Origin of the sequence: Streptomyces sp. NPDC096205, assembly GCF_044763135.1 — a bacterium.
Classification (GTDB): domain Bacteria; phylum Actinomycetota; class Actinomycetes; order Streptomycetales; family Streptomycetaceae; genus Streptomyces.
This window is the reverse complement of sequence record NZ_JBIWFS010000005.1, coordinates 347,749-372,050: the sequence shown is the minus strand read 5'-3', so window position 1 is coordinate 372,050 and position 24,302 is coordinate 347,749. Positions and strand designations below refer to the sequence as shown.

At 70.9% G+C, this 24,302-nt stretch carries 19 protein-coding genes and 2 pseudogenes; 10 read left to right on the top strand and 11 right to left on the bottom strand.

Annotated features, from left to right (window positions below; all coding sequences use genetic code 11):
• The first annotated feature begins 68 nt into the window (after positions 1-68).
• Positions 69-659, top strand: coding sequence for an HD domain-containing protein (locus ACIQ6Y_RS20865; RefSeq protein ID WP_404040911.1), 591 nt, complete (start codon positions 69-71; stop codon positions 657-659).
• A gap of 45 nt (positions 660-704) precedes the next feature.
• Here ACIQ6Y_RS20865 and ACIQ6Y_RS20860 read toward each other — a convergent pair.
• From ACIQ6Y_RS20860 to ACIQ6Y_RS20850, 3 genes and pseudogenes are all read right to left on the bottom strand, one after another.
• Positions 705-830 (bottom strand): annotated as a pseudogene (locus ACIQ6Y_RS20860) (MarR family transcriptional regulator); the annotation flags it as partial.
• Between the two features lie 186 nt (positions 831-1,016).
• Positions 1,017-4,544 carry a CHAT domain-containing protein gene (locus ACIQ6Y_RS20855; protein WP_404040909.1) on the bottom strand — a complete coding sequence of 1,176 codons (3,528 nt, stop codon included), beginning with the start codon at positions 4,542-4,544 and terminating at the stop codon, positions 1,017-1,019.
• 79 nt (positions 4,545-4,623) lie between these two features.
• Entirely contained in the window at positions 4,624-5,538 is a 915-nt protein-coding gene (locus ACIQ6Y_RS20850; protein ID WP_404040906.1) for an oxidoreductase, read from the bottom strand.
• A 135-nt stretch (positions 5,539-5,673) separates the two neighbouring features.
• Here ACIQ6Y_RS20850 and ACIQ6Y_RS20845 point away from each other — a divergent pair, with 135 nt between their 5' ends.
• Positions 5,674-6,594 (top strand): helix-turn-helix domain-containing protein, encoded by a 921-nt coding sequence (locus ACIQ6Y_RS20845; protein ID WP_404040903.1) that lies wholly within the window; start codon positions 5,674-5,676, stop codon positions 6,592-6,594.
• A 72-nt stretch (positions 6,595-6,666) separates the two neighbouring features.
• Here the strand turns inward: ACIQ6Y_RS20845 and ACIQ6Y_RS20840 are convergent.
• Positions 6,667-7,127, bottom strand: a pseudogene (locus ACIQ6Y_RS20840) (non-reducing end alpha-L-arabinofuranosidase family hydrolase); the annotation flags it as partial.
• Between the two features lie 5 nt (positions 7,128-7,132).
• Positions 7,133-8,746, bottom strand: coding sequence for a glycoside hydrolase 43 family protein (locus ACIQ6Y_RS20835; RefSeq protein WP_404040900.1), 1,614 nt, complete (start codon positions 8,744-8,746; stop codon positions 7,133-7,135).
• Between the two features lie 367 nt (positions 8,747-9,113).
• Here ACIQ6Y_RS20835 and ACIQ6Y_RS20830 point away from each other — a divergent pair, with 367 nt between their 5' ends.
• Positions 9,114-10,757, top strand: coding sequence for a glycoside hydrolase family 27 protein (locus ACIQ6Y_RS20830; protein ID WP_404040898.1), 1,644 nt, complete (start codon positions 9,114-9,116; stop codon positions 10,755-10,757).
• Positions 10,758-10,791: 34 nt separating this feature from the next.
• On the opposite strand, the gene ACIQ6Y_RS20825 is transcribed toward ACIQ6Y_RS20830, so the two are convergent.
• The 4 genes from ACIQ6Y_RS20825 to ACIQ6Y_RS20810 all read right to left on the bottom strand — a co-directional run bounded on the left by ACIQ6Y_RS20825 (position 10,792) and on the right by ACIQ6Y_RS20810 (position 13,911).
• The gene (locus ACIQ6Y_RS20825; protein ID WP_404040895.1) at positions 10,792-11,202 is read right to left on the bottom strand and encodes an SRPBCC domain-containing protein; all 411 of its coding nucleotides are present in this window, start codon (positions 11,200-11,202) and stop codon (positions 10,792-10,794) included.
• Positions 11,199-11,519 carry an ArsR/SmtB family transcription factor gene (locus tag ACIQ6Y_RS20820; protein WP_404040893.1) on the bottom strand — a complete coding sequence of 107 codons (321 nt, stop codon included), beginning with the start codon at positions 11,517-11,519 and terminating at the stop codon, positions 11,199-11,201. Before ACIQ6Y_RS20820 ends, ACIQ6Y_RS20825 begins: the two co-directional genes overlap by 4 nt.
• 102 nt (positions 11,520-11,621) lie before the next feature.
• Complete coding sequence (locus ACIQ6Y_RS20815; protein WP_404040890.1) at positions 11,622-12,818, bottom strand: cytochrome P450; 1,197 nt, start codon at positions 12,816-12,818, stop codon at positions 11,622-11,624.
• A 136-nt stretch (positions 12,819-12,954) separates the two neighbouring features.
• The gene (locus tag ACIQ6Y_RS20810; protein WP_404040887.1) at positions 12,955-13,911 is read right to left on the bottom strand and encodes an ArsR/SmtB family transcription factor; all 957 of its coding nucleotides are present in this window, start codon (positions 13,909-13,911) and stop codon (positions 12,955-12,957) included.
• A 132-nt stretch (positions 13,912-14,043) separates the two neighbouring features.
• Here ACIQ6Y_RS20810 and ACIQ6Y_RS20805 point away from each other — a divergent pair, with 132 nt between their 5' ends.
• The 7 genes from ACIQ6Y_RS20805 (at position 14,044) to ACIQ6Y_RS20775 (ending at position 22,843) form a co-directional block, all read left to right on the top strand.
• Positions 14,044-15,009, top strand: a complete 966-nt coding sequence (locus ACIQ6Y_RS20805) for an SMP-30/gluconolactonase/LRE family protein (protein ID WP_404040885.1) — start codon at positions 14,044-14,046, stop codon at positions 15,007-15,009.
• Positions 15,010-15,281: 272 nt separating this feature from the next.
• Positions 15,282-16,508: an esterase/lipase family protein gene (locus ACIQ6Y_RS20800; RefSeq protein WP_404040882.1), complete on the top strand. Its 1,227-nt coding sequence runs from the start codon at positions 15,282-15,284 to the stop codon at positions 16,506-16,508.
• A gap of 232 nt (positions 16,509-16,740) precedes the next feature.
• Positions 16,741-18,123, top strand: a complete 1,383-nt coding sequence (locus ACIQ6Y_RS20795; protein WP_404040880.1) for a cellulase family glycosylhydrolase — start codon at positions 16,741-16,743, stop codon at positions 18,121-18,123.
• Between the two features lie 150 nt (positions 18,124-18,273).
• Positions 18,274-19,452 carry a cellulose-binding domain-containing protein gene (locus ACIQ6Y_RS20790; RefSeq protein ID WP_404040877.1) on the top strand — a complete coding sequence of 393 codons (1,179 nt, stop codon included), beginning with the start codon at positions 18,274-18,276 and terminating at the stop codon, positions 19,450-19,452.
• A 207-nt stretch (positions 19,453-19,659) separates the two neighbouring features.
• Positions 19,660-20,811 carry a hypothetical protein gene (locus ACIQ6Y_RS20785; RefSeq protein WP_404040874.1) on the top strand — a complete coding sequence of 384 codons (1,152 nt, stop codon included), beginning with the start codon at positions 19,660-19,662 and terminating at the stop codon, positions 20,809-20,811.
• Positions 20,812-20,872: 61 nt separating this feature from the next.
• Positions 20,873-21,568 (top strand): TetR/AcrR family transcriptional regulator, encoded by a 696-nt coding sequence (locus ACIQ6Y_RS20780; protein ID WP_404040872.1) that lies wholly within the window; start codon positions 20,873-20,875, stop codon positions 21,566-21,568.
• A gap of 135 nt (positions 21,569-21,703) precedes the next feature.
• Complete coding sequence (locus tag ACIQ6Y_RS20775) at positions 21,704-22,843, top strand: FAD-dependent oxidoreductase (RefSeq protein ID WP_404040869.1); 1,140 nt, start codon at positions 21,704-21,706, stop codon at positions 22,841-22,843.
• Here ACIQ6Y_RS20775 and ACIQ6Y_RS20770 read toward each other — a convergent pair.
• Entirely contained in the window at positions 22,818-23,474 is a 657-nt protein-coding gene (locus tag ACIQ6Y_RS20770) for a CoA transferase subunit B (protein WP_404040867.1), read from the bottom strand. The two genes, ACIQ6Y_RS20775 and ACIQ6Y_RS20770, sit on opposite strands and share 26 nt — an antisense overlap.
• Positions 23,471-24,226, bottom strand: coding sequence for a CoA transferase subunit A (locus ACIQ6Y_RS20765; RefSeq protein WP_404040864.1), 756 nt, complete (start codon positions 24,224-24,226; stop codon positions 23,471-23,473). The genes ACIQ6Y_RS20770 and ACIQ6Y_RS20765 overlap by 4 nt, the downstream gene beginning before the upstream one ends.
• Positions 24,227-24,302: the final 76 nt, after the last annotated feature.

Below are 24,302 nucleotides of genomic sequence, written 5' to 3'. Positions count from 1 at the left end.
ACGAGGACCAGGCAGGCGCGGGGCCCCGCACGGCGAAGCCGGCCACCACCGCCTGCTAGCCTCCGCCGGTGACTCTCCCCAGCGTCGACGACATCCGGGCCCTGCACCAGAAGTACGCGCCCACCCGGCAGGCGTTCGACCTCGTGCACACGCACTGCGAGATCGTGTGGAACATCGCCGAGACCCTGATCGCCGACACGCCCGTGGATGTCGACCTGGTGCGCACGGGCTGCCTGCTGCACGACATCGGCGTCTACCGGCTCGTCGACGCCCACGGACACCTCGACCACGCGAACTACATACGCCACGGAGTGCTGGGGCACGAGATCCTTCGACAGGAGGGCTTCCCGGAGGCGATCCGCCGCTTCGCCTCCTGCCACACGGGCGTGGGCCTGACCAAGCACGACGTCGTCACGCAGGGCCTGCCCCTGCCCGCGTGCGACTACCTCGCGGAGACCGTCGAGGAACGACTCGTCATGTACGCCGACAAGTTCCACACCAAGAGCACACCCCCGAAGTTCCTGTCCGCCGCCACCTACGCCCGCTATGTCGCGCGCTTCGGCAACGAGAAGACCGAAGTCTTCAGCGCCCTGCGCGCGGAGTTCGGCGACCCTGACGTGACGGCCCTGGCCGCGCGCCACGGGCAGGCCCTCACGTAGTCCTGGTGGCCGGGCCCGCATGACGCATCGCCCGCCCGAGGCTGCTCACTGCTCCAGGCGGGGCCACGGCATCCCGTGGAGGCGCTCGATGTCCGAGTTGAAGCGCAGGAGGTAGCCGGCGAAGGCCGCGATGTCCTCCTCCGGCCAGTCGGCCATGATGAGGTCGAGGTTGTCCGATCGACATCGGGCCCTGCGTACGGATACGGCTGAGCACGATGTAGGCGCTCCGCTCCAGGACACGCACCGTGCTGGGCACGCGGCTTCCGCACCCCAGCGCATGTCGCTTCGCCTCGGAGTCCGATCCCGACAGCGACGTCTTCACCGTCACGGCCGGCCCCGAACAGGCGCGGTGAGGGATCAGTCGCCGACGTGGACATGAGCGGCCCATCTGGTCGGCACGGCCGGGTACGCATCCCGCATGCGGCGCAAGGTCTCGTTGAGGGCGGTGGCCGCCTCGGCCAGGTCGACAGGCTGGCTGCTGCCCTCGGTGAGCGCGGTGTAGAACGCCTCGGCTGTCTTGGTGTTGTCCCCGGTCTGCCACAGCGTGCCGATCACACCCCGGAACCCGGCCAGGTGGAACGCCGAGGCCAGGTTCAACGGCTCGTCCAGCAGCTCGGGGTCGGCGCCGGCGGTGTCGCATGCGGACAGGAACGCCAGCTGCGCGCGTGTGGTCCGCAGGTCGTGCACGAACGACGGCGTGATCATGCCCTTGCTCAGCAACAGCCCGCCCAGGTCGGGGTGCTCGGTCGAGCTGACCGCGCGGCCGTGGCAGGCGAAGTGGGCGATCTCGTGCTGGAGCAAGCCCTTCTTGATGGCCTCCCGCTCGGCGTCGGTATCGATGAGGACCGTCGCGTCGCGAAGGAGCCGCGCCACTGCCGTGGCCTCGGCGCCGGCGTTCGGCAGCGTCGGGTGACCCTTCGCCTCGCCGACACCTACGACGAGTGCGGTGGGGTCGGCGTGCCGGGGCCGCGGCGTGGTCAGGACGTCGGCGAGCGCGGTCAGCGACGGCGTGTAGGAGGAGACGACCCGGTCGAAGACGGTCCGCCCGGAGCGCTCGCGGTGCCGTCCCGCCGCGTGCAGCGGGAGTTGGGAGACGACGCCGAGCGGGCACCACCACAGCCGGGACGCCGTGACCCGGTCCAGGACCGGCGCTGCGGTGGTGTCCCACAGCCACTCCAGCACCGCGTGCACCTCGCGCTGGGCCTGTTCACGTCGGTCGAAGGAGCATGCCAGGTCCTTCGCGTCGGCCAGCGCGGTACGCAGTTGCCGAACCCGATCGCGGGCGGCCGCCTCGCTCATCCCTGGCATCGGGACCACTTGGAGGGGCTGGGCCGGATCGGGCGGAACGACGAGGGCACTGCCTGCCACGCTGACCACCACGGCTGTGTGCCCGGCCAGCCGTCCGCGCAGGGTGTGCACATCCGGCGGGGACAGCAGGTCCTGCATGCCCGACAGGTCACGTACCTCGGCGAGGAGCCTGTCGCGTTGCTTCGCGAGCCGGCGGATCTGCTCCAGTGTCCGGGGCCTCTGGTCACTGTGTACTGCGGAGGCGGGGTCCTCAGGGTCCGAGATCCGGATGGTCACGTTGGCGTAGAGGTCGTTGTGGGCCAGCAGTCGTTCGACGTCGCTGAGCCGTCGGGCCGGCTCGGGCGCGGTTTCGCGCAGCAGCGTCCAGCATCGGCGGACGCCCCAGGCGTCACCGAAGAGCACGGCCCGGCAGCGTTCGAGCAGCTCCAGAGCCCGGTCGACCTGGCCGGACCGCACACCCGCGTCGACCACCCGGTCGGCCAGACCGTCAAGGCCGCGTACGGCCTCCAGCCTGTAGTGGCTGGGCAGGGCGCGGCTGACGAACTCGGGAATCACGGCGATCACGCGTTCCTGCGCGTCCAGCCACGAAGCCGTATCGGCCTCGGCCAGCAGGGCAGCCTGTGCCTGCTCGGCCGTCATCCGCTGCTCGGGGTCGGCCAGCGGGTGGGTCCCGACGGCCCGGTAGTGGCTGATCGCGAGCTTGCGCAGCTCGTCGGCGCGTGGCCCTCCGGTGCGCGCCAGCTCGCGGGCCGAGCGGGCGAGGGTGAGCGCTCGGGCCGGGTACAGGGGGTGGTTGGGTGCGGTCCCGCGAACCGACTTCTGCGCGTGTCCGAGCGAGTCCTCGAGCGCGCCGAAGTCGCCGCACTGCCGATACCGGTGGTAGAGCACATCGGCCAGAGCACTACCGAAGCGTGTGTGGTCGCGGTGGCCGGGCTCCAGCAGCGAGAGCGCGGTCCGGAGGGCACGTTCGGCCTCGTCGAACAGGCGCGGCTCGTTCGTCTCCGCTGTCACCGCCTGCGTCTTCACGGTGTCGGCGTAGTTGTAGAGCATGACGGGGCGGCGAGCGTCACCCGCGGGGAGGGTCTCCACCGCTCGCCTGCCTGCCTCGACCGCCTTTGCGAGCAAGCCGGGTTCGCCCGCCGTGGCGGCTGCCTTGGCCGCGGTGCACAGCACTGCCCAACGCACGGGCAGGTCCGGGTCATCGGCGCCGGTCAGGGCGACGGCCTCGGCTGCGAGCGCGGCCGCCTCCCCGGCCGCGGCAGGGTTGCCGCCGAGCTCGTACTGGGTGATCAGCGCGTACGCCAACTCGGACTGGCGCAGCGCCCGCTCGCCAGGGTCGTCGTCGGCCAGGCCGAGCGCGGCCCGCCCCGCCGCGACCGCCTCTCCGGCCAGGTCGGTGTCGTGGGTCTGCTTCGCGAGTGTCATGCCGGAGTGCGAGAACGCCACCAGCAGCCTGCCCCGCAGCGGGTCGCCGGGTGAGGCCGTCAACAGAGCCTCGGCGGCGGTGTCGTGGGCCCGCGCGGCCGAGTCCGGGTCGCCGCCGATCTCCCACAGGTTGGAATGCGCGTAGGTGAGGTCCAGCAACGCGGCAGTCCTGTCCGGGTGGTTCAGCGGCAGTCCGGTCGCCAGCACCCACGCCTGGTCGCGGCGCTTTTCGAGCACACCCGAGCGGATCGGCACCTTGCGCAGCAGCGCGATGACGTCGTACTGCCTTGCCAGCGCGGCGGGATCGCGGTGACAGGTCATCAGCCAGCGCGTCGTCTCGGCACCGAGCCGGAGCGTCGCCTCCTCCTCGAGCTCACGGAGTACGGGCACCTCCGCCTTCTCGCCGAAGTCGCGCCGCACCGCCTCGGCGAGGTCCCGGCAGGCGACCAGCGCACCCGCGAGGTGGATGAGCGGGGCGCCCTGGGAGTACAGGTCGGCCTCGAACCGGGCGAGCGCCAGCACGACATCGCGCCACACCGGACGTTCGCGCAACGCGAGCCGGGCAGCGGCCCGGCAGTCGGCGAGCACCTGAAGCGGGCGCGCACCCGCGGCCGACTTCGCGCGCGCCCGGGCGAGCAGCCTTCGGGCCCGCTGCGGGTCGTCGTGCGGAGTGCGGGCGATCGTCCAGTTCAGGAGGTCCAGGACGAGTTGACGGTTCCGGCCGGTGGCGGACAGCTCGTCGAGCGTGGACAACGCCGTGGCGTAGTCGGCGGCGATCGCGGCCTTCAGCCGCTCGTCGTCCACCGCGTTCATCAACCTCATGTGGGCGTCGGCATGCCGTGCCGACGAAGCGCGGTCCCGGTGCTCGCCGTACTCCTTGCGTGCCGCCTCCAGCGACCGATACTCCGGCAGCGCGGTGACACGGGCGACCGCAGGATCACCCGATCGATCGAAGAGGACAGCGGCGATCTCCCGCTCGACCAGCCCGGCGAACCCGCCCTGCGCCTGAAACCTCAGCTGGTGCACCTGGGCGAGCATCGGCCGCAGACGACGCGGGCACCGCTGCGGTGGCGGCAACTTGGCCGCGAGCAGCGCGTCGATGTCGCCGCTGTGCCAGAAGTCCTCGGTCACCCGCCGGACGTCGTCGTACACGTACCGTTTCCCCCTCTGCCCGTTCTGTCCACGGTAGGGCAATAAGCGCTGCCCTCGGACGGGGCAAGGCCCGGGGGGTTCAGCCGTTCTGTGGCCGGCGGTGGACGGAGTCGAGGAGTGCGAGCTCGTCGTCCGTGAGCCGGAGGGCGCCGGCGGCGACGTTGGCGGTCAGATGGTCGGGGTCGCCGGTGCCGGGGATGGCCAGCACATGGGGGCCGCGGTGCAGCGTCCAGGCGATCCGGATCTGGGCGGGACCGACCCCGTGCGCCCGGGCGACGACCCGGACCTCCTGGTGGTCGCTGTCGCTCGCCCCGGCTTGGCGCCCGGAGGCGGCGATCGCGTAGAACGGCACGAAGGCGACGCCCTGCTCACCGCAGGAACGGACGAAGGCGTCCTGGTCGGGCCGCACTCCGAGGCCGTACATGTTCTGCACACACACCACCGGCGCGATGGCCCGGGCCTCGGCGAGGTGATGGGGGAGGACGTTGGACAGGCCCAGATGGCGGATGAGCCCGGCCTCGCGCAACTCGGCCAGTACGCCGAAGCGTTCGGCGATCGAATCGGTCCCGACGATGCGCAGGTTCACCACGTCCAGATGGTCGCGGCCGAGCTGGCGCAGGTTCTCCTCGACCAGCCCGCGCAACTGCGCCGGTGTGGCATGCGGCAGCCAGGAACCCGACGGGTCCCGCGGCTGCCCGACCTTGGTGGCGATGACCAGGTCGTCCGGGTAGGGGGCCAGGGCCCGGTTGATCAGTTCGTTGGCCGACCGCAGCGGCGAGAAGTAGAACGCGGCGGTGTCGATGTGGTTCACGCCCAGCTCGACCGCCCGGCGCAGCACCCTGATCGCCTGGTCGCGGTCACGCGGGACGGCGTCGGGCACGAGGGCCTCGCCGGTCTGTGGCAGGCGCATCGCCCCGAAGCCGATCCGACGGACCGGGAGGTCTCCCAGCTTCCAGGTGCCTGACGCCGCGGCGTCGATCGTCTGTGAGGTCATGCCGGAATGATCACCGCGCGGTAGGGTGACCGCCATCGATTCAGGTATGGATGAATCCTGGAAGGGGGCACTGTCCTGGCGGAGCTGACGTTCTCGGCAAGCGATCTGGCGCAGATGCGGTTCGCCGTCTCACCCATGTGGGAGGTCGGGACCAGCTTCCGGCTGCTGAACTCCGGTGTCCCGGACGCGGTGCACCGGCGCTGGCTGGAGCAGGTACGGCCACGCGTCGCGGCGGCGGGGCTGCACAGAGGATGGCTCGCCGAACTCGTCCCGCCCTCGGGCTACATCCCGGACTTCCTCAACCCGGCACCCACCGGGCCGGCCCCCGCACTGGCCGACGAACTGACCGCGATCACGGCCACTCCCGCCGACCATGTCCGCAAGGACCTCGACCACCTCAGCCACCACCAGGGCGGCCTCGGCCCCCGGCTGCGGTCCCTGTACGCCGACCCCGGGGCCCGCCTGGCACGCGTCGCGGAGGAGATCGAGGCCTACTGGCAACTGGCGCTCGCCCCTTACTGGGCGCGCATCCGCACCGTGCTCGACGCCGACGTCCTCCACCGTGCCAGGCAGGTCGCCGAGCACGGGGCCGGCCACTTCTTCAACGAACTGCACCCGCTGGTCAGTTGGGACGCCGACGTGCTGCGGCTGGTCCGCCGGAAGCGGACCCTGACCCGGGAGACAGCGGGCGCCGGGCTGCTCCTGATCCCCTCGGCCTTCAAGGGAGCGGGCCTGTCCACGCGGGTCGCCCCACCGGACCCGCCCCAGCTCGCCTACCGGGCACGCGGCACCGGCACACTCTGGGAACGCCGGGCCGTCACCGGCACCGAAGCGATCAGCGCTGTCCTCGGCCGCTCACGCACCCTCCTGCTCACCGAACTGGAAACCCCCGCCACCACGACAGAACTGGCCCACCGCACCGGAATCTCCATGGCCGGGGTCTCCCAGAACCTGACCGCTCTGCGCGACGCCGGCTTCGTCACCGCCCACCGGGCCGGCCGCACCGTGCTGTACGCCCGTACCTCCGTAGCGGAATCCGTCCTCGCCGCCTGCTGAGAGCTGACCGCTCGCGCCTGTTCCTGGCCGGGGCGGGCTCCCGGCCGCTCACAGCCGGGAGCCCGCCGTCGGTCAGCAGGTGGAGTCGGTCTGGGTGAGCAGGCCGAGCCGCCACGGCAGGAGGTTGTAGTCGACTCCGGCCTTGGGCCGGCCAGGCTGCCGGCGGTCCAGGAGCGGAAGTAGCGCCGGCCGTCGGAGCCGATGGCCTCGACGAGGAGCAGGTACTGGTTGCTGCCCTGCACCGGAGGAGAACAGGCAGCAGTTGGCGCTGTCGCAGGTCACCCACATGGCGACCCAGTAGCCGTTGTCGCCGTTCCGACCGTCGGGTCCTTGATCCCGGCGACGTTGTGCGGGGCGTCGGGCTTCGGCGAGACCAGCGGGCCGCTGGAGCTCCAGGAGAAGCGGGACGGCACCGCGGCCGCCGTGTCGGCACCGCGGGTGGCGGCGGGCGTGCCGCCCGGCGTCGTCAGCACCGCGTTGTACGCGGGCTTCTTGTTGCCGTAGCGGTCGAACAGCAGGTGGGTACTCGCCGCTGCGTTCAGGGCGTGGACAGCTCGAACCGCGTGACGCGGACCGCGCCGCCGAGCGCCCGGGTGGCGTGGTTGAAGAGGGCGAACCGGTAGCCCATGAAGAACCGCCAGTCGTTGCCCATGGAGAAGTCGGGCCCGAGGCGGGTGAACGTGACGCCGTCGGTGCTGTAGGAGAACGTCCCCGGGCGTGCCGCGCCGGGGCGGATGTCCGCGCTCGCGCGCAGCCAGACACGGCTGCCCCCCACGGCCGCGCTCGCGAGTTCGTGACCGGTGCCGGTGGTGTTCCAGTTGCTGTCCATGGTCAGCCCGCTGACCATGACCACCCGGGTGGTTCCGCCGTCGCGCTTGACGCCGATCCACGCGGACGAGTCACGCAGCAGCGCGAGTCCGGCCCGGTCGCCGTCCCGCATCGCGGAGTGGTCGAGCTGGACGGTGGCGGTGGAGGTGGGGCCCTGGATGCGGTGCGTGAGCGTGTTGCGCGCCCAGTAGAGGTCGTCGGTGACGGTCGCTGTGCTCAGGGTGAGGCCGTTGCCGACCGACCACTTGGTGTTGTCCGGGTTGTGGTTCCACTCCCATCTCGGCTTGAGGGTGGTGCCGTCGAAGGTGTCGACGCCGGTCATGGGGGCGACCTGGCGGGGCGGCGCGGGCAGGGCCGGGCTGGGATACGAGGTGCCCCAGGCGCCGTTCACCAGTTGCACGACGGGCCAGCCGTCCGGCGTCCAGGTGACCGGTGCCAGTACGGGCATCCGGCCGCCGGGGTAGGCGTCGACGAACGCCATGTAGTACCAGGCGCCGCTCTGTGTCTGTACGAGCCCGCCCTGGTGCGGGACGCCCCCGCCGGGGATCGGCCCGCGCAGGTCGAGCAGCACCTGGCGCATCGCGTACGGGCCGAAGGGGCCGCCCGACGATTTGAGGATGTACTGCCCGTTCGCGGGGCGGGTCAGGAAGATGTAGTACTGCCCGTTGATCTTGTAGAAGCGCGAGCCCTCGAGAGTGCCGACGCTCGACGGGGTCGTGAACACCTGCTGCGTGCGGACCTGGTTGCGGCCGTCGGGCGACAACTGGGCCACGCTGATCGTGGTGTTGCCGTACGCCACGTAGAGGGTGTCGTCGCTGTCGACCAGCAGTCCGGCGTCGTAGTACGGGGTGCTGATGCTGGTGAGCCTGTTCCACGGTCCTTCGACGGCGGTGGCGGTGTAGACGTACGTCCGCGCGAAGTCGATCTGGCCCAGCCAGTAGAACGTCCTGTTGCTCGGACGGTAGGCCAGCGACGAGGCCCACACGCCTCTGACATAGCCACGGGCACCGTTCAGGTCGTACTTGGCGCCGAAGTCGAGGGCGGGCACCGAGTGGCCGGCGATCTCCCAGTTCACGAGGTCGTACGAGCGCAGGACGGGTGCGCCGGGGGAGTAGTGCATCGTCGATGCCGAGGCGTAGAAGGTGTCGCCGACCCGGATGACGTCGATGTCCGCGAAGTCCTGCCAGATCACCGGGTTCCCGTACTGTGCGGCGGCCGCACGGGCGGTCCCCGCCAGGGGGAGGAGCGTGCCGGTGGCCAGGCCGACGGCCGCCGTCAGCGCGCGACGGCGGGATAAGCAGTGATGTGTGCATGACAGATCCATGAGCAGCTTGCTCCTTGCGATGGCGGTCGTTGCGGTGGCGGTCCGTTGTGATGGCGGTCGTTGCGGTGGTGGCTCGGTGTGGCGGCGGCTCGTTGTTCGGGATGGCGAACATGGATCGGATGGTCGAGCAATCTGGATGATAGGTCGGCAGAAGGTGCCGTCAATCCCTCGCGCAGGATTCGCCGAACACGTCGAAAGTTTCGCCCATGCGGGCGTCGAGTCGCTGCAGGTGGCGGGCCAGTTCGGCCGGCGATGTTGACATGCACCGTCGCCCCTCTACTATCCGTGACTGCACGAGTTTCCGAATGGCGTCCGAAATTTCGGACGTCTTTCCTGTGTGGCTCCCTCCCAGAAAAAGGAGCTCTTGGTGCCCAGACGTTCAGGCGGACTGTTCCGCCTCCTCGCCGCCGCAGCGCTGACCATCACCGCGTCCGTGACGGCGTTGCCCCACCCCACCGCCTCGGCTGCGCCGGGCAGCCCGGCCCTCACTCCACCCCTGGGCTGGAACAGCTGGAACAGCTTCGGATGCGGCATCACCGAGGCCCAGGTCCGCCAGGCCGCCGACGCGATGGTGTCCTCCGGGATGCGGGACGCCGGATACCGGTACGTGGTGGTCGACGACTGCTGGTTCGACCCGCAGCGTGACGCACAGGGCAACCTGCGGGCCAACCCGACGAAGTTCCCGAGCGGCATGAAGGCCCTCGGGGACTACATCCACAACAAAGGCCTGAAGTTCGGCATCTACCAGGTGCCGGGCGAGCGCACCTGCGCCCAGACCGTGGGGAGTTACCCCGGGTCCACCGGCAGCAGAGGCCACGAGGCCCAGGACGCCGCCACGTTCGCCTCGTGGGGCGTCGACTACCTCAAGTACGACTGGTGTTCGTCCAGCGGCACGCGCGACGAGCAGGTCGCGCGGTTCACGCTCATGCGAGACGCCCTGCGCGCCACCGGTCGGCCGATCGTCTACAGCATCAACCCCAACAGCTTCCACGCCATCACCGGAGCCTCGTACAACTGGGGCGAGGTCGCCGACCTGTGGCGGACGACCGAGGACCTGCTCGACATCTGGCAGAACGGCAACACCAACAGCTACCCGATGGGCGTCGGCAACGTCCTGGACGTCACCGCGCCGCTGGCGGCCCAGTCCGGGCCCGGACACTGGAACGACCCCGACATGCTGGTCGTCGGCCGTCCCGGCCTGTCGCTGACCGAGTCCCGCTCCCACTTCGCCCTGTGGGCGCTGATGGGTTCCCCGCTCATGGCCGGCAACGACATCCGCACCATGTCCGCCGACGTGAGCGCCGTCCTGCGCAACCCGCGCCTGCTGGCGGTGAACCAGGACTCCTTGGGCGCGGGCGGACGCAGGGTGCGCGACGACGGAAGCACCGAGGTGTTCGCCAAGCCCCTGGCGGACGGTTCGGTCGCGGTCGGCCTGTTCAACCGGGGAGAGGGCACCGCCACGGTCACCACCACGGCCGCCCAAGTCGGCCTGTCCGGCGGCCCGTTCACCCTCACCGACCTGTGGACCGGCGGCACGTCGAGCACGTCCGGGCAGATCTCGGCGAGCGTCCCCGCGCACGGCGTCGCCGTGTTCCGCGTGCAGGGGGGAAGCCCGCTGGCCGCCACCACGTCACGTCTGCGGGGCAACGCCTCGGGCCGCTGCATGGACGTCGACAACGCGTCCACGGCCGCCGGCGCCACCGTACTGATCTGGGACTGCCACACGGCCGCCAACCAGCTGTGGACCGCATGGGCCGGAGGCGAGATCCGCGTCTACGGCGACAAGTGCCTGGACGCCTACAACCAGGGCACCACCAACGGCACCCGTGTCATCACCTGGCCCTGCAACGGCCAGGACAACCAGAAGTGGACGGTCGGCTCCGACGGCTCGATCCGCAACGCGCACGCCGGGCTCTGCCTCGACGTGAACGGGGCCGGCACCGCCAACGGGACGCCGCTGGTGCTGTGGACCTGCAACGGAGGGGCCGGTCAGAGGTGGTCCCGCGGGTGAGCGAACCCGGCAGAGCCGACCTCGCGGTAACACGTCAGACGGTCTCGTCCAGCACGGTGGCGAGGCGCTCCAGGACGTGGGGCCAGCCCTTGCCCATGCCTTCGTAGGCCTGTCGGCCCATGGGGGAGTCGAGGTCGAAGCCGCTGTGGTCGAGGACGAGGCGGGTTCCGTTGCCTTTGGGGTGGAGCGTCCAGGTGATGGTGGTGTCGAGGGAGCCCTCGGCGAACCGGTAGGCCAGCAGGCGCTCCTCCTCGACCTCGGTCACTTCGCAGGGCTGGCTGCCGAAGTTGCCCATGTCGAGCGTGAAGCGGTGGCCGACGACCGGCTTGACGTCGCCGGCCGCCCACCAGCGGGCGTGCAGGTCGGGGTCGGTGAGGGCCTTCCACACCGCCGCCGGAGGGTGGGGCAGGAACTTCTCGCAGGTGATGGTGTTGTTCACGGTCATCTCTCGTTTTCCTCTCCTTCGTCGAGGAGGTCGGACAGGGCGTCCAGGCGCTGCTTCCAGTAGTGCTCGAACGGGTGCAGCCACTCGCCCACCTCGGCCAGCCGGGCCGGCTGGAGGTGGTAGAAGCGGTGCCGGCCGCGCGGCTCCTCCCGTACGAGTCCGGCGTTGCGGAGCACCGCCAGGTGCTCGGAGACCGCCGGCCTCCCGAGCTCGAACAGGCCGGCCAGCTCGCCCGTGGAGCGAGGCCCTTCCCGCAGGCTTTCGAGCAGTCTGCGCCGTACTGGGTTGGCGAGCACGCCGAACACGTCGGTAGGCATGACCTCAGATTACGTCGGGAAAATCCGACGCGTCAAGAAACTCCGACGCGTCCGTGTGCGGGGCTCCTGCGAAGGATGGCGGCGCCTGCTCGGCGAGGCCGCCTAGCGGGTGAACCGCACCGGCAGGGACTGCGGGCCGCGGATCATCAGTCCGGCGCGCCAGCTGATCGCCGCGGGGTGGATGTCGAGGTGCAGGTCCGGACAGCGTTGGAGGAGTGTCCGGATGGCGATGCGCGTCTCGAGGCGGGCCAGGGGCGCGCCGAGGCAGTAGTGGATGCCGTGGCCGAAGGCCACGTGGCCGCGGGCGTTGCGGGAGATGTCGAAGCGGTCGGGAGCGGGGAAGCGCGCCGCGTCGCGGTTGGCGTCGGCCAGCGCCACGAGGACCAGTTCGCCGCCTCCGGGGATCTCCGTGTCCCCGATGGTGACCGGCTCGGTGGTGAAACGGTAGGTGGGCGTCTCCACCGGGCCGTCGTAGCGGAGCATCTCCTCGACCGCCCCGTCGATGAGACCGAAGTCCGCGCGTAGGGCGGCGAGTTGGTCGGGGTGGGTGAGCAGGGCGAGGACCCCGTTGGAGATGAGGTTCACCGTCGTCTCGTGCCCGGCGACGAGCAACAGCCAGGCCATACCGACCAGTTCCTCGAAGGACAGCCCGTCCGGGTCCTCGCCCGAGCCCTGGATCAGCGCGCTCAGCAGATCCTGGCCCGGATGCCGGCTCTTGTCCTGGACCAGCTCCCGCATGTACTGGGCCATGGTCTCGGCGGCGGTCTTGCGGATCAGGGGGTCGGTGGCGCTGATGGCGTCGTTCGACCAGGCGCGGAAGGAGTCGCGGTCCAGGTCGGGAACCCCGAGGAGCTCGCAGATCACAGCGATGGGCAGCGGGAAGGACAGCGCCTCGACGAGGTCGGCGCGGCCCTCGCCGGCGGTGAGCATCCGGTCCAGGAGGACGTCGGTCGTCTTCTGGATGAGCGGAGCGAGTTCCTCCACGCGGCGCGCGGTGAACTTCCGTGCCACGAGCTTGCGCAGCCGCGTGTGGTCCGGCGGGTCGGCCCGCAGCATGTGCGGTCCCGCCGAGACGGCCCCCAGTCCCAGACTCGGTGACGCCTTGCCCCAGTCTTTCGAGAGGCGGTCGTCGGTGAGCGCTGCGCGGCCGGCCTCGTATCCCACGACGAGCCACGCCTGCGTACCGCCCTCCGGCATACGGATCCTGTGCACCGGACCCTGCGAGCGCAGCCGGGCGTAGACGGGATACGGGTCGCGGGTGAAGGACTCACCCAGTGACGCGAGGTCGACGATGCTCATGCGCTGCACCCCTCTCGGGCGGGAAACTCCGGCCATAGTGCCTTTGTCGCGGCGGCGACCACCCCGGGAACGACGTGTTTCGGCCTGCGTACGCCGGTATGTGGCCGATCCGCGTTCCCCTTGGCCGCCTCGACTGTCATGCACCGGCGAGGAGTTGGTGGCCGAGCGGAGTGAGGGTGTGCAGGACCCGGCTGCCGTCGCGGAGTGTGGTGATCAGGCCCGCCGCGCGCAGGACGGTGGCGTGTTCGCTGGCGGTGGCGACCGACACCCCGGCCCGTTCGGCGAGCGTGGTGGTCCCCGCTGGTGTGGCAAGTGAGGCGAGCACCTTGGCGCGGGTGCGTCCGAGCAGTGCCCCGAGTACGTCACCGGGCCGCGTCGTCACATCAGCGGCCGGCAGCGGGCGGATGAGCACCGTCGGGGCGGCCGGGTCGTAGATGAGCATCGCGGTGGCGGCGAAGTAGGAGGGGAGCAGGTGGAGTCCGCGCCCGCACAGCTCGACGGTGTGGGAGGTCCTGAAGGGGACCAGCAGCTCGGGAGGGTCCCAGCGCCAGCCCGGCGCGAGGGTCGCGAGCAGCGCGGCCACGCCGCCCCGCATCAGGGTCTCCGAGCGCAGCGCCCGGTCTGCGGCGGCCGCGCCGAGTACGACGGGCCACAGCGGAGCGATCGTGGAGCGGTGATAGCGCGTCAGGTCTTCGAACAGCCCGCGCCGCGCTCTGTTCGAGCCCTCGGCCAGCTCGCGTGTCACGGCCGCCCGCGGCTCCACGTGCAGGGGCTCGAGTTCCGCGGCCAGTTGCGTCGTCGGGGTCCGGGCGGCCAGTTCGGCCGCGGTGGCGGCGTCCCGGGCTGTGGGCTGGTACAAGAAGTCGGGCAGGTAGCCGGCGGGCGGGACCAGCCGGGCGAGGACACCCGCCCGCTCCGCCAGCCCCGGCCTGACGGTACGCCGCCACGTCGCGAGTTCGCCCCGGCGTGCGGCAGGCCCGGGGGTCGGGTTGGCCAAGTGGCGGACGCTGAGGGCGGTTTCCAGCAGGACGTCGGGTGTCGCGGCGACGGTGACACTGGCGAGGTCGGCGGGGGAGAACCGTATCCGTAACACGCGGTGCAGGCTACCGGAGCGGCCCTTGATTTCGGCCAGGACCGAAAAGAGCGGCGCCGACCGCCGCCGACGGTGATCCTCGGATGCGTGCCCGGCATCCGCCGGAGCCGGACAACCCTCCTGGGAGGCCGAATGCCCGTACCGTGCCGTGTCGTCGTGACGGCCCTGGCGGCCGCGACCCTGCTGCTGTGCAGCGCGGCGGTGCCCGCCGCAGGCGCCTGCCGCGCCCTGCCCGACCAGTACGTCGTCGCCCGCGCGCCCGGTGTGCTCCCCGAGGGCATCGACGTCCGCCCCGACGGGACGATGTACGTGTCCTCCGACGCGACGGGCGCCCTGTACCGGGGCCGGGTGACAGCACCGGAACTACGCCCTTTCCACGCCGAGGACGCGACCGTCCGCGGCAGCACGCGGGGAATCCACTCCGACCGCTCGGGCCGGGTGTTCTCCGTCGGCGCAGGCCGGCTCACCGTGCACGCCCCGGACGGGCACCTGCTCGCCGCAGTCGACGCCCCCGACGGCCCCCTCGGCCCCCCGGACCTCAACGACCTGGTCATCACCCCCGACGCCGTCTACGTCACCGACTGGGCCAACCCCGTGGTCCTGCGCGCGCCCCTGGACGGCAGCCACATCGGCCCGCTGGAGCCGTGGGCGGACGTACGCGCCGCGTTCCCCGGCTTTCCCGACCGCTACTGGCTGCTCAACGGCATCGTCGCCGACCCGGCCGGACGTACCCTCCTCGTCGCCTCCAACGGAACCGAGGCCGTCTGGCGCATCGACACCTCCACCCGCGAGGTGAGCCGCCTCGACCTGGGCGACACCTCGTTCGGCGCGGACGGCATGGTGCTCCACGGCCGTCACCTCTACGCCGTCCTCAACTACGGCGCCCCGCACGGCGTCTACATCGCCCGCCTGGACGCTCAGCTCCGCAGCGGGAGCGTCGTCCACCGCATCACCGGCGACAGCTTCGACCTGCCCACCACCCTGGCCCGCCGCGGCTGCCGCCTCTACGTCGTCAACAGCCAGAACGACGACCCACCCGGCGTCCCGCCGTACACGGTGACAGCCGTGCACGACCCCCTGTGCGGGGCGGAGGGCTGAGCCACCCGGACCGGCGCGCAGAGGGCTGCCCTCCGCGGGGGAGCGGACAGCCTTCTGCGCGCCCGCGGTGGGCTGTCACTTGAGCGATGGTCGTGGCCGCACAGGTGAAGAGCATCCTCAAGGGCGCCTCCTGATGGGCCATGCGGGCGCCACCTGCACGAGTGACATTCCTGGTCGGAGCTCGGCATGCCGGAGATCGGTCGGTTCAGGATGGCTGCGGCGCCGCGTATCGGCGCTCCGTCCCAGTCTCCGTCCCAAGTCAGGGGAAACGCATGCCCGAACCCACCGAGCGTGAAGTCACCGACGCGTTCAAGGCAGCCGCGCCGATCGTGCTGGCCGCCACTCCGCCCCAGCAGGACGTCGCACCCGCGCCCAAGCCCGACGAGACATGGCCGCTCCCGGGCGGCACGGCCTGGGTCTACTACGGCGAGCGCAACCAGGGCCTCGTCCGGCCGGTGCTCATGGCCGACGGCTTCAACAGCGGCCCGAGTTCGCTGGACGAGCTCTGGGCGGGCCTGGAGAACTCCGCATACCCGCTGATCAGCGAACTACGTCGCCGCGGACGGGACGTCGTCCTCATCGGCTTCGACGAGCGCAGCGCGTCGATCCTCGACAACGCGCAAACGGCCACAGCGGCCATCCTCCGGGCTGTCGCCGAACGGCTGGGCCACACCCGCCTGATGGTCGGCGGTTTCAGCATGGGCGGACTCGTGACCCGCTACGCGCTCGCCAGGATGGAGATGCAGCGGATCGACCACCAGGTCAGCGTGTACTTCTCCTACGACAGCCCCCACAACGGCGCCCACATCCCGATCTCCCTCCAGGCGTTCGCGCATTACATCCGCAAGATGGACAGCCGGTTCTCCGACCAGATGAACAGCCCGGCCGCGCAGCAGCTGCTGTGGCGGCACATCGAGAACTGGTCGGACAAGCCCGGCGTCAGCCCGATGCGCACTCAGTTCCTCGACGAACTGGAGAGGGTCGGCAGCTGGCCACGGATTCCGCAGATCCTCGCGGTCGCCAACGGCGCCGGCGACGGCTCGGGCAACGGCATCAAGCCCGGCACGACCGCGGTCAAGGGCAAGGGCCTCGGCATCGTCGGCACCGACCTGCGCACCATGCCGATCGGCAGCGACACGCTCGCGGCGACGCTCCGCGTCATCACGCCGCAGAAGAACGAGGTCCTCGCTGAGCGCCTCCCGGACATCGAGGGCGCCCCCGGCGGCACCCTCGAAAGCTTCCAGATCCTCGCCGATACGCTCAACAAGGTCATCGGTCTCGGCGTCGACAACCCGATCAAGGACCACTGCTTCGTTCCGGCGGTGAGCGCGGTCGCCATCCGCGGCCTCGACACCCACGAAGACCTGTACGCGGACATCGACTCCCTGCCCCCGGACGAGTCCCAGGTCGACGACTTCCTCTGCGCGTCACAGAACGAACGCCACACCAAGGTCACCGCGGAACTCTGCACCTGGCTCCTCGACCGCCTGCCCGACTGACCGACTCGCGAGCGGGCGACTCCGGCCGTACTCAAGCCGGGTCGCCCGCCTTTCGCTCTACGGAACTCCGGTCACCGCCCCGTCGAAACCGTTCGACGGCCCAATGTCTGTACGCGGCCGACGCACCGGTGTACGGTCTCGGCCCGACGGACTTTGGGAGCGCTCCCATTCTCGCGTCACCGCTCCACCCGCTCCACTCAGCTTCGCTTCGTAGGGACACGAGGAGGAACGCTTGAAACGCATATTGGCCCTGTTGGCGACCGGCGCGACGGCCCTGGGCCTGACGGCACTGGCCGGCCCCGAGGCGGCGGCCGCCACCGGCTGCAGAGTCGACTACACGATCACCAGCCAGTGGCAGGGCGGCTTCCAGGCCGGGGTGAAGGTCACCAACCTGGGGGACGCGGTCAGCGGCTGGACGCTCAAGTGGACCTGGCCGGACGCCGGTCAGAAGGTCGCTCAGGGGTGGAACGGCACCTGGTCGCAGTCGGGTTCCACGGTCAGCGCCACCAACGTGGACTGGAACCGCACCCTGGCCACCGGCGGCAGCACCGACCTGGGCTTCACCGCCACGTTCACCGGCGCCAACCCGAAGCCCGCCGCGTTCACGCTCAACGGCGTGGCCTGTACGGGCTCCGTCGGCGGCGAGGAGCCCCCGCCCGACCCGGACCCGGGCACCGGCACCCCTGTGAGCATCAACGGCCAGCTCAAGGTCTGCGGCGTCAACCTGTGCAACCAGTACAACCGCCCCATCCAGCTGCGGGGCATGAGCACCCACGGCATCCAGTGGTTCAGCAAGTGTTACAACAACGCCTCCCTGGACGCGCTGGCGACCAACTGGAAGTCGGACCTGCTGCGCATCGCCATGTACGTCCAGGAGCAGGGCTACGAGACCGACCCGGCCGGCTTCACCAGCCGCGTGAACAGCTACGTCGACATGGCCGAGGCCCGCGGCATGTACGCGCTGATCGACTTCCACACCCTGACGCCGGGTGACCCGAACTACAACCTCGACCGCGCCAAGACGTTCTTCGCGTCCGTCGCCGCGCGCAACGCGGCCAAGAAGAACGTGATCTACGAGATCGCCAACGAGCCCAACGGCGTGAGCTGGACGGCCGTCAAGAACTACGCCGAGCAGGTCATCCCCGTCATCCGCGCCGCCGACCCGGACGCCGTCGTCATCGTCGGCACCCGCGGCTGGTCCTCGCTGGGCGTCTCGGACGGCTCCAACGAGACCGAGGTCGTCAACAACCCGGTCAACGCCACCAACATCATGTACGCGTTCCACTTCTACGCCGCGAGCCACAAGGACAACTACCGCACCACGGTGAGCCGGGCGGCCGCCAAACTGCCGCTGTTCGTCACCGAGTTCGGCACGGTGAGCGCCACCGGCGGCGGGGCGATGGACCGGACGAGCACCACGGCCTGGCTGGACCTGCTCGACCAGCTGAAGATCAGCTACGCGAACTGGACCTACTCCGACGCCGACGAGAGCAGCGCGACACTCAGGCCGGGCACCTGCAACGGCAGTGACTACAGCAGCAGCGGTGTGCTGACCGAGTCGGGAGCGCTGATCAAGAGCCGGATCAGCACCCCCGACTCCTTCCCGACCGGCTGACCCACCGGCAGATCCAGCCGTTTCCCAGCAGATCCCCAGGCAGAGCCATTCGAGCCAACTCCTGAAAGGCCCTGGAATGACATTTCGGGAGCGCTCCCAATCCACTTGGGGGCGCTCCCGCCCTCGCGCACATCCACCCCGGAGGCACCCATGCGCATCCCCTTCCCGCTCTTACGCGCGCGCCACCCCTGGACGGCGGCAACGATCCTCGCGGCCGTCGCGCTGCTCATGTCCGGCCTGACCGCCCTGTCCGCGAGCGGTGCGGAGTCCGGCTGCCGGGTCGACTACACCGTGAACCGGTGGACGGGCGGCTACACCGCGCAGATCAAGATCACCAACCTCGGCCCGGCCCTCACCGGCTGGCGTCTGACCTGGACCTACACCGGCGACCAGCAGGTGACCTCGGCGTGGAACGCCACGGTCGCGCAGACCGGCAGCAACGTCGTCGCTGTCAACACCGGCTGGAACGGCGCGCTGGCCACGGGCGGCACCGCCGACTTCGGCCTCCAGGGCACTTGGCGTTCGTCCGACCCCGCGCCGAGCGACTTCGCCCTCAACGGCGTGTCCTGCGGCGGCACCGGCACCCCGCCGCCGACCACACCGCCCCCGACCACCCCGCCGCCCACCACCCCTCCCAGCGGTGACTGCGGCTCCGCCGTGATCTGCTCGGACTTCGAGGACCAGGCCGGCCCCACCCCGTCCGGCGCCTGGCGGTTCACCGCGCCCGACTGCCAGGGCACCGGCACGGCCGCCGTCGACACCGCGGTCGCGCACAGGGGCAGCACCTCGCTGCGGGTCGACGGCAGGGCGGGCTACTGCAACCACGCATTCGTCGCCGCCACCGCGGACCTGTCCTCGGTCGGCCCGGTGATGTACGTACGGATGTGGGTGCGGCACACCACCGCGCTGCCCGCCGCCCATGTCACCTTCGTCTCCCTGCCCGACTCCTCCCAGGGCGGGCGGAGCCTGCGCGTCGGGGGCCAGAACGGCGCCCTGCAATGGAACAGGGAGAGCGACGACGCCACCCTGCCCGCGCAGAGCCCGGCCGGTGTGGCGCTGAGCCGGCCGTTGTCGACCGGAAGCTGGCAGTGCCTGCGGTTCGCGATCGACACGGCCGCCCCCAAGCTCGACACCTGGCTCGGTGACGAGCAGATCCCGGGCCTGCACGCCGATGGCGTCCCCACCCAGGACGTCGACCAGCAGTGGCTCGCCCGCACGACCCCGCCCCGGCCGACCGCCCTGCGCCTGGGCTGGGAGAGCTACGGGACGGGCGACGACACCCTGTGGTTCGACGACGTGGCCGTCGGCTCCACACCCATCGGCTGCTGACAGCCCGGTCAGGCAGGGGTGATCGTCCAGCCCTCGGTCAAGTACCCGTCCAGGACGCCGACTTGACCGGCATCTCCATCCCCGGCGCCCGCCACTGTCTGTGGTCGGCGCCGGTCCTCTTCAAGCCCGCAGAGTCGGCCGGACGGAGGCCCCGAAGGGCCGAAAAGAGACCCTCCGTTGGTCAGGGACATGGCGATACTCTGCCTCATGGAAGCATCCGAACTGACGGCCTGGGTCGTGACGTTGCTGACCCAGGCATCGAACGGGGCGGCGGGTGCCATCGGCGGGGCGGCCGGAGCCGAGGCGTCCCGACTGGTGAGAGACCGACTGCAGGCCTCCCCCGAAGGGCGCGCGGCCCTCGGCCCGGAGAACGGGGCTGCCGGCGAGACGGAGCGGCAGGTCACTGCCGTACTCGACGCGGATCCCGATCTCGCCCGCCGACTGGAGCACTTGCGTGAACTGGCGCAGCGGCAGCCTTCGGTGGCGCCGTACGCCGGCCGGAACATCAACCAGGCCCACATCGGGGACCGCGCCAGGAACAACACCATCGCGTTCGGGCCGCTCACCCTGCGCAAGGACCAGCTGACACCCACCACCGTGACCGCGTTGCTGATGGCCGTGGCGCTCGTCCTCGGACTCGCCGTCTACGGTCTGGTGCAGGCGGCGGGCGGGGGCGATCGTGCCGCGTCGCGCGAGGGTGCTTCGGCCGGTGTGATCGGAGGGGCGTACGGCGACGGGTCGGACGTTCCGCTGACCGGTGGCGAGGCCGGAGCGGAGGACGGCGGTGGCGAGGCCGGAGCGGAGGACGGCGGTGGTGGCGAAGCTGCGCCCGTGAGAGACCTCGAGCTGGCCAAGGCCATCCTGCCCGATCTGCAGAGCATGCCGGCCGGGTGGTCGCTGGCCGAGGAGGCGGAGACCCAGGAAGTGACCTCGGACAACTGCTCGGGCGACTGCGGGGGGTTGCTCAGCGAAGGTGACGTCACGTACGCCGTGTCCGACGGGTCCGACCGGGCCGACATCAAGGTCGAGGCCTACGAGACCGTGGACGCCGCGGTCAAGGGTTACGAGGAGCGCGTCGGCAACGTCGGCTCGGGGGACGATGTGGCGTCGATGTCCTTGGAGCAGATCGGTGACGAGAGCACCGCGTTCTCCCAGCAGGAGTACACCGGCTCGGCGTACACGTACGCCATGGCGACGGTCGTCCGCGCCGGGACCGTGGTCATCCGCGTCAGCTACGGCGGGGGCTACGACGAACTCGACTCGGCGGTCCTGTCGGGCATCGCCCGCGCGGTGGCCGAGCGTGCGGCGCAGGCCCAGAACGGCGACCAACCGTCCGCCGCGTTCGCCGAGGCACCGTAGAGGGCCGCGCATCGCTGACGGGGAGGCCGGGACGCACGAACGTGTTCGCTACGATCGGCGGATGTCTGCCGCGAAAGAACCGATCAGCCGCCGTGAGCGTCCCGCCAAGCCCGCCCTGACCCGGCGGTGGATCGTGGACACCGCCGTGCAGATCATGCGGGCGGAGGGCCTGGAGAAGGTCACCATGCGCCGGCTGGCGAAGGAACTGGACACCGGTCCGGCCTCGCTCTACGTGTACGTGGCGAACACGGCCGAACTGCACGCGGCCGTTCTCGACGCCCTGCTGGGCGAGGTCGACCTGTCCGTCGGGCAGGCCGGTCGGGGCTGGCGCGATCAGCTCGTGGCGGTGCTCACCTCCTACACCCTCGTTCTCTTCGCCTACCCCCAGCTCGCCCGCTCGGCCCTCGTGTCACGGCCCAGCGGCGAGAACTACCTCAACCTCGTCGAGCGCGTCCTGGACCTGCTCTCGCGCAGCGGGGCCCCCCGGGAACAGGTCGCCTGGGGAGTGGACAACCTGCTCCAGTACGCCACGGCCACCGCCGCGGAGCACGGGACGCAGGAGGGCAGCCCCACCTCACGGGAGGAGTGGAACGCGCTCGCCCGGGCCGTGCACGACGTGGACGAAGCCACCCACCCGACGATCAAGGCACTCCTGCCGGACCTGCTCAGCGGCTCGGCCGATGCCCGGCTGTCGTGGGGCTTCGACGTCCTGATCCACGGGATCACCGGCACTCCGCTGCCGCCCGGCGCCGCCTGACAGGGGCGGCCGGGCCTTCTCACCGCATCCTCGCCGATGAAAGCTACGACATCCATCGGCGAACTTGTTCGCGACGAACATGTTCGTTACGGTGGATGTGCCGGCCCGGAATCCCTCATGCATCGGAGAAGTCGGATGAGCACCCACCACCCCGTCGCGATCATCGGCGCAGGCCTCGGCGGCCTGACCGCAGCTCGTGTCCTGCACATCAACGGCATCGAGCCGGCCGTCTTCGAACGGGAGGCATCACCCGAGGCCCGTACCCAGGGCGGAATGCTCGACATCCATGCGGAGAACGGCCAGAAGGCCCTGCACGCCGCCGGCCTCTACGACGGCTTCCGCGCGCTCGTCCACGAGGGCGGCCAGGCCATGCGCCTGCTCGGCCCGGACGGCACGGTGCATGTGTCCGCCGAGGACGACGGTGCCGGCGACCGGCCCGAGGTGGACCGCGGTGACCTGCGGGACCTGCTGCTGGGCTCCCTGCCCGACGGAACGGTCCGCTGGGGCCGGAAGGTGACCGGCGCCCGGCCGCTGGGCGACGGACGCCATGAGGTGACGTTCGCCGACGGCTCGGCCGTCACGACCGACCTCCTGATCGGCGCGGACGGCGCCTGGTCCCGCATCCGGCCGCTCCTCTCGGACGCCGAGCCCGCCTACACCGGGATCTCCTTCGCCGAGACCGACCTGTACGAGGCCGACACCCGCCACCCGCGCAGCGCGGCCTTCGTCGGCGGCGGGTTCTTCATCAGCCTCCACGACGAGCGCGGCTTCCTCGCCCACCGCGAATCCGACGGCAGCCTGCACGTCTACACCGCTCTCCGGGCCGACGAGGGCTGGCTCGACACGATCGACTTCAGCGACCCCGCCACCGCCAAGGCCGCGGTCCTCGCCCACTTCGAAGGCTGGGACGAGGGCCTGCGCGGCCTCGTCGCCGACGCGGACACGATCACCCCGCGCCGCATCCACGCCCTGCCCGTCGGCCACCGCTGGGACCGCGTCCCGGGCGTGACCCTGCTGGGCGACGCCGCCCACCTGATGTCCCCTTTCGCCGGTGAAGGCGCCAACCTCGCCATGCTCGACGGAGCCGAACTCGCCCAGGCCGTCGCCGCCCACCCCGGCGACACCGAGGCCGCCCTGGCCGCCTACGAAGAGGCGCTGTTCCCGCGGAGCGAGGCGTCCGCCGCCGAGTCCGCCGGCAGCCTGGAGACGATGTTCGGCGAGAACGGCCTGCAGCGGATGGTCGAGTTCTTCACCACTGGCCCGGCGGCCCGCTGAGAACGGGCCCGAGGGGAGCGTCGGTGCGAGCCGTCACCTCTTCTACGGTGACTCCGGGGGCGGTTTCGACGAGGGTGAGGCCGTCGTCCGTGACGTCGAGGACGCAGAGGTCGGTGATGATCCGGTGGACGCAGCGCTCGCCGGTGAGGGGGAGCGTGCACTCCTCGACGATCTTCGGGCTGCCGTCCTTGGCGGTGTGCTCCATGAGGACGATGACGCGGCGGGCCCCGTGCACGAGGTCCATCGCACCGCCCATGCCTTTCACCATCTTGCCGGGGATCATCCAGTTGGCCAGGTCGCCCGACGCCGACACCTGCATGGCGCCGAGCACGGCGGTGTCGATGTGCCCGCCGCGGATCATGCCGAAGGAGAGGGCGGAGTCGAAGAAGGCGGCGCCCGGCAGGACGGTGACCGTCTCCTTGCCGGCATTGATCAGGTCCGGGTCGACCTCCGTCTCGGTGGGGTAGGGGCCGGTGCCGAGGATGCCGTTCTCGGAATGCAGCACGACGTGGACGCCGGGCGGGAGGTGGCCGGGGATCAGGGTGGGCAGGCCGATGCCGAGGTTGACGTAGGAGCCGTCGGTGAGTTCGGCGGCGGCGCGGGCGGCCATCTGGTCGCGGGTCCAGCTCATGCGCGTACGGTCCTCTTCTCGATCTGCTTGTCGGCGGCCTGCTCACGGGTGAGGGAGACGACGCGCTGTACATAGACGCCGGGCAGGTGGATCTCGTCCGGGTCGAGTTCACCGGGCTCGACCAGTTCCTCGACCTCGGCGATCGTCACCCTGCCCGCCGTGGCGGCCAGGGGGTTGAAGTTGGCGGCTGCCTTGCGGAAGCGGAGATTGCCGTGGCGGTCGCCGCGCCAGGCCCGTACGAGGGCGTAGTCGGTCGCGATGGCATGCTCCAGGACGTAGGCGCTCGCGCCGAAGGTGCGCGTCTCCTTCGGCGGCGAGGCGAGCGCCACCGAGCCGTCGTCGGCGTAGCGCCAGGGCAGGCCGCCGTCCGCCACCTGGGTGCCGACGCCGGCCGGTGTGTAGAAGGCGGGGATTCCCGCGCCGCCCGCCCGCAGCCGTTCGGCGAGCGTGCCCTGGGGCACCAGCTCGACCTCCAGCTCACCGGCGAGGTACTGGCGGGCGAACTCCTTGTTCTCGCCCACGTAGGAGCCGGTCACCCGGGCGATCCGGCCGGCCGCGAGCAGCACGCCCAGCCCCCGGCCGTCGACGCCGCAGTTGTTGGAGACAACCTTCAGACCGCTCGCTCCCTGGTCGTACAGGGCGCGGATCAGGACCTCAGGGACGCCGCTGAGGCCGAATCCGCCGACGGCCAGCGAGGCGCCGACGGGGATGTCGGCCACCGCCTCGGCGGCGCTGCCGATGACTTTGTCCACGATGGGTGTGTTCCTTTCCACGAGCGATGTCAGGGGCAGGCACCGGGCACGACGGTGGACCGTCCGCCGTCGACCA

Bases quoted from the DNA above. Each gene is read 5' to 3' on its own strand.
- ACIQ6Y_RS20850 (WP_404040906.1), bottom strand. From the start codon at position 5,538: ATGACCTCACAGACGATCGACGCCGCGGCGTCAGGCACCTGGAAGCTG.
- ACIQ6Y_RS20845 (WP_404040903.1), top strand. From the start codon at position 5,674: ATGTGGGAGGTCGGGACCAGCTTCCGGCTGCTGAACTCCGGTGTCCCG.
- ACIQ6Y_RS20835 (WP_404040900.1), bottom strand. From the start codon at position 8,746: ATGGATCTGTCATGCACACATCACTGCTTATCCCGCCGTCGCGCGCTG.
- ACIQ6Y_RS20825 (WP_404040895.1), bottom strand. From the start codon at position 11,202: ATGACCGTGAACAACACCATCACCTGCGAGAAGTTCCTGCCCCACCCT.
- ACIQ6Y_RS20820 (WP_404040893.1), bottom strand. From the start codon at position 11,519: ATGCCTACCGACGTGTTCGGCGTGCTCGCCAACCCAGTACGGCGCAGA.
- ACIQ6Y_RS20815 (WP_404040890.1), bottom strand. From the start codon at position 12,818: ATGAGCATCGTCGACCTCGCGTCACTGGGTGAGTCCTTCACCCGCGAC.
- ACIQ6Y_RS20805 (WP_404040885.1), top strand. From the start codon at position 14,044: ATGCCCGTACCGTGCCGTGTCGTCGTGACGGCCCTGGCGGCCGCGACC.
- ACIQ6Y_RS20800 (WP_404040882.1), top strand. From the start codon at position 15,282: ATGCCCGAACCCACCGAGCGTGAAGTCACCGACGCGTTCAAGGCAGCC.
- ACIQ6Y_RS20790 (WP_404040877.1), top strand. From the start codon at position 18,274: ATGCGCATCCCCTTCCCGCTCTTACGCGCGCGCCACCCCTGGACGGCG.
- ACIQ6Y_RS20785 (WP_404040874.1), top strand. From the start codon at position 19,660: ATGGAAGCATCCGAACTGACGGCCTGGGTCGTGACGTTGCTGACCCAG.
- ACIQ6Y_RS20780 (WP_404040872.1), top strand. From the start codon at position 20,873: ATGTCTGCCGCGAAAGAACCGATCAGCCGCCGTGAGCGTCCCGCCAAG.
- ACIQ6Y_RS20775 (WP_404040869.1), top strand. From the start codon at position 21,704: ATGAGCACCCACCACCCCGTCGCGATCATCGGCGCAGGCCTCGGCGGC.
- ACIQ6Y_RS20770 (WP_404040867.1), bottom strand. From the start codon at position 23,474: ATGAGCTGGACCCGCGACCAGATGGCCGCCCGCGCCGCCGCCGAACTC.